Annotated in this window: 2 protein-coding genes; both read right to left on the bottom strand. The window is 62.8% G+C overall.

What is annotated here, in order from left to right; translation table 11 throughout:
• Window positions 1-808: 808 nt before the first annotated feature.
• Window positions 809-2,449: an acetolactate synthase large subunit gene (locus JQ574_RS34695; protein WP_212215243.1), complete on the bottom strand. Its 1,641-nt coding sequence runs from the start codon at window positions 2,447-2,449 to the stop codon at window positions 809-811.
• Window positions 2,446-2,985 carry a peptide-methionine (S)-S-oxide reductase MsrA gene (msrA, locus tag JQ574_RS34690; protein WP_212215241.1) on the bottom strand — a complete coding sequence of 180 codons (540 nt, stop codon included), beginning with the start codon at window positions 2,983-2,985 and terminating at the stop codon, window positions 2,446-2,448. Before msrA ends, JQ574_RS34695 begins: the two co-directional genes overlap by 4 nt.
• Window positions 2,986-3,209: the final 224 nt, after the last annotated feature.

The following is a 3,209-nucleotide window of genomic DNA, read 5'->3' as shown; positions in this document are numbered from 1 at the left end:
TCACCATGAAGCACGGCCTCGAATACTTCCACGCCGCCGCCGCAGGATGGAGCCTCAGACATGTGTGCATGCCCTAGGGCGAAGGCCGGGACCCATCCCGCGTGATCTCTCGATGAAGCTCGGTAGCAGAGACCATTCGCAAAACTGCTTCCTGTGGTTGTGGGTCCCGGGTCAAGCCCGGGACGACGGCGGTGTTTGTTGTTGCACCATCATCCAAAACGCAGTTTCGCATTCTCGCGGCGCATTGCGCCCGAGCTTTGCCAGAAATTTCCTTGCCCTCGAAAATGAGGGCGCAGGGAAGACCGGGTGCGCGCTGCACCCGCGGTCTCGTGTGCGATTGTGCAACAGATGGTGCACACGAGCATACAGGGCAGCGGAGAACACCCGGCCTTCCCTGCGCAATGGCTTTACGGCTTATGCCGTGATCTCCCCGGAGACGAGTTCTTGGTTGACTCCGTCGCTGCCGTTCAGCTCTCGCCTACCCGACAGTTTGACACCTGCAACGGGCGCCAGGACCACACGGTTTTGCCGTACGCCCATCCACGCCATCGTCTCAGCGCAAACAAGCGTCCACCGCAACCCGCCCAACGTCCGTGACGACGGCCGACGCCCTTCTGAGTAAGGACGGGATGGCCAAAGGTATGCACCTGATTTACCTTCTGGTAAACAGAAATATTTTTCATTTCGGGACTTGACACAACTTCCGCAAAATCAGAAGTGATTTGCCCGTCGGGTTGTTTTGTCGCACTTGCGGAACTGCCGGCGATCGCCAACCGCGGATTGGCCGCTTGGCGCCAGAAACGCGCTTTCAGCCGGCCTGGGCTACCGAGTGCAACTCGTCGACGAGCACGCGCATGTTCTCGCTGTAGTCGACGGGCGCCACGACGAGATGCACGCCGCCTTCGCTGAAAGCTCCCTCCAGCATCGTCGAGAGCTCCGAGACCTTGCCGACGCGCGCGCCCTTGGCGCCGTATGATTTGGTATAGGCGACGAAATCAGGGTTGCCGAACTCGAGGCCGAAGTCGGGAAATTTGTCGACTTCCTGTTTCCAGCGGATCATGCCGTAGGCGCGATCCTCCAGTATCAGCACGACGAGGTTCAGCTTGAGCCGCACCGCCGTTTCCAGCTCCTGCGAATTCATCATGAAGCCGCCGTCGCCGCAGACCGCCAGCACGCGCCGCTTGGGATAAAGCAGCGCCGCCGCGATCGCCGAAGGCAGCCCCGCCCCCATGGTCGCCAGTGCGTTGTCGAGCAGCAGCGTGTTGGCGACGCTGGTGCGATAGTTGCGCGCGAACCAAATCTTGTACATGCCGTTGTCGAGGGCAACGATGCCGTCCGGCGGAATGACGGCGCGGACGTCGTGCACGATGCGCTGCGGCGTCAGCGGAAACCGGTCCTCGGTCGAACGCTCGGCGAGATGGGCCAGAATCCCATCCCGCAAACTTAGCAATGCCTGACCATTGGGGAGCTTGCCTTCGAGGCGATCGGCGAGCGCGGCAAGGCCCGCGCCGACGTCACCGACGATCTCGGCCTGCGGGAAGTAGACCTGCTCCACCGTCGCCGGTGTGACGCCGACATGGATCACCTGCGGTCCGTCATGACCCATCAGGAACGGCGGCTTCTCGACGGTGTCATGGCCGATCGAAATGATCAGGTCGGCCTGGTCGATGGCCTCGTGCACCCAATCGCGCTCCGACAACGCGGCCGTGCCCATATAGAGGTTGCAGCCGGCATTGACGGCGCCCTTGCCCATCTGGGTGTTGAAGAACGGAATCTTGCACCGCCGCACGAACGCCGACAGCGGCTCGGCAAGTTGCGGGCGGCTTGCCGCGGCGCCCAGCATCACGAGCGGCGTTTTGGCGGCCATGATCATGGCGGCGGCGCGATCGATGGCTGCCGCTGGCGCCACCGGCAGCTCGACGGTGTGCGGGGGAATCATATCGGCTGTGGCTTCATCGGCCGCGATGTCCTCGGGCAGTTCGAGATGCACCGGGCCCGGTCGTTCCTGCTGCGCCACGCGGAAGGCATCGCGAACCAGGGTCGGAATACTTTGCGCTGACACGATCTGGGTCGCCATCTTGGTCAGCGGCCGCATGGTCGCGACGATGTCGACGATCTGGAAGCGCGCCTGACGGCTGCTCCGGATCGCCTTTTGTCCTGTCAGCATCACCATCGGCATCGCGCCGAGATGGGCGTAGGCCGCAGATGTCGTCAGGTTGAGCGCGCCGGGACCGAGCGTCGTCAGGCAGACGCCCGCCCGTCCGGTGAGCCGCCCATAGGTGGCCGCCATGAAGCCGGCGGCCTGCTCGTGCCGCGTCAGCACGAGCTTGATCTTCGAGCGCCGCAGCGAGTCCAGCACGTCGAGATTCTCCTCGCCGGGAATGGCGAAGATGTATTCGACGCCCTCGTTTTCGAGGGCCGCGACCAGGAGATCGGAGGCTTTGGTCACGCGGCTCCCCTCACCCCTGGCTCCGCTTTCTCCGCCCGGTGCGGCAGCGTCCAGTCCGGCCGGATGAAGTGGCAGGTGTACCCGTCAGGATATTTCTCCAGATAATCCTGATGCTCGGGCTCCGCCTCCCAGAACGGACCGACGGGCGCCACCTCGGTGACGACCTTGCCCGGCCAAAGACCTGAGGCATCGACGTCGGCGATGGTGTCTTCTGCGACCCGCTTCTGCTCATCATTGGTATAGAAGATGGCCGACCGGTAGCTCGGGCCCAGATCGTTGCCCTGGCGATTCAGGGTTGACGGATCGTGAATCTGGAAGAAGAACTCCAGCAGCTTGCGATAGCTGATCACTTTCGGATCGAAGATGATCTCGATGCCTTCGGCGTGATTGCCGTGGTTGCGATAGGTCGCGTTCGGCACCTCGCCGCCGGTGTAGCCCACCCGCGTCGAAATCACGCCGGGGTAGCGGCGGATCAAATCCTGCATGCCCCAGAAGCAGCCACCGGCAAGGACTGCGCGTTCCGTCGAAACCGTCATGTCGGTCCTCCCTTCGGTTCACTGCGGGCGTCATTCCCCGCAAGCCATCAAGCGCGCATAATGCGGCCGAACGATGCCAAATTGCAAACAGCAACGAGCGGCTGCCTTGCGCCAGAAGCGGCCGTTCGAGCCAGGTCAGCTTTTGAACCTGGCTGTGTGAAAACGCCGCTGCTTTGCTATTATTCTCTCGTGATTCTGCGGGGGAAGCTGATGCGGCGCTTCGT

Origin of the sequence: Bradyrhizobium sp. AUGA SZCCT0158, from assembly GCF_018130065.1 — a bacterium.
Lineage (GTDB): Bacteria > Pseudomonadota > Alphaproteobacteria > Rhizobiales > Xanthobacteraceae > Bradyrhizobium.
Note: the sequence above shows the minus strand (reverse complement) of the source record. Positions and strands in the feature narration are given on the sequence as shown.

Coding starts and splice junctions, on each gene's coding strand:
- msrA (WP_212215241.1), bottom strand. CDS start 2,985: ATGACGGTTTCGACGGAACGCGCAGTCCTTGCCGGTGGCTGCTTCTGG.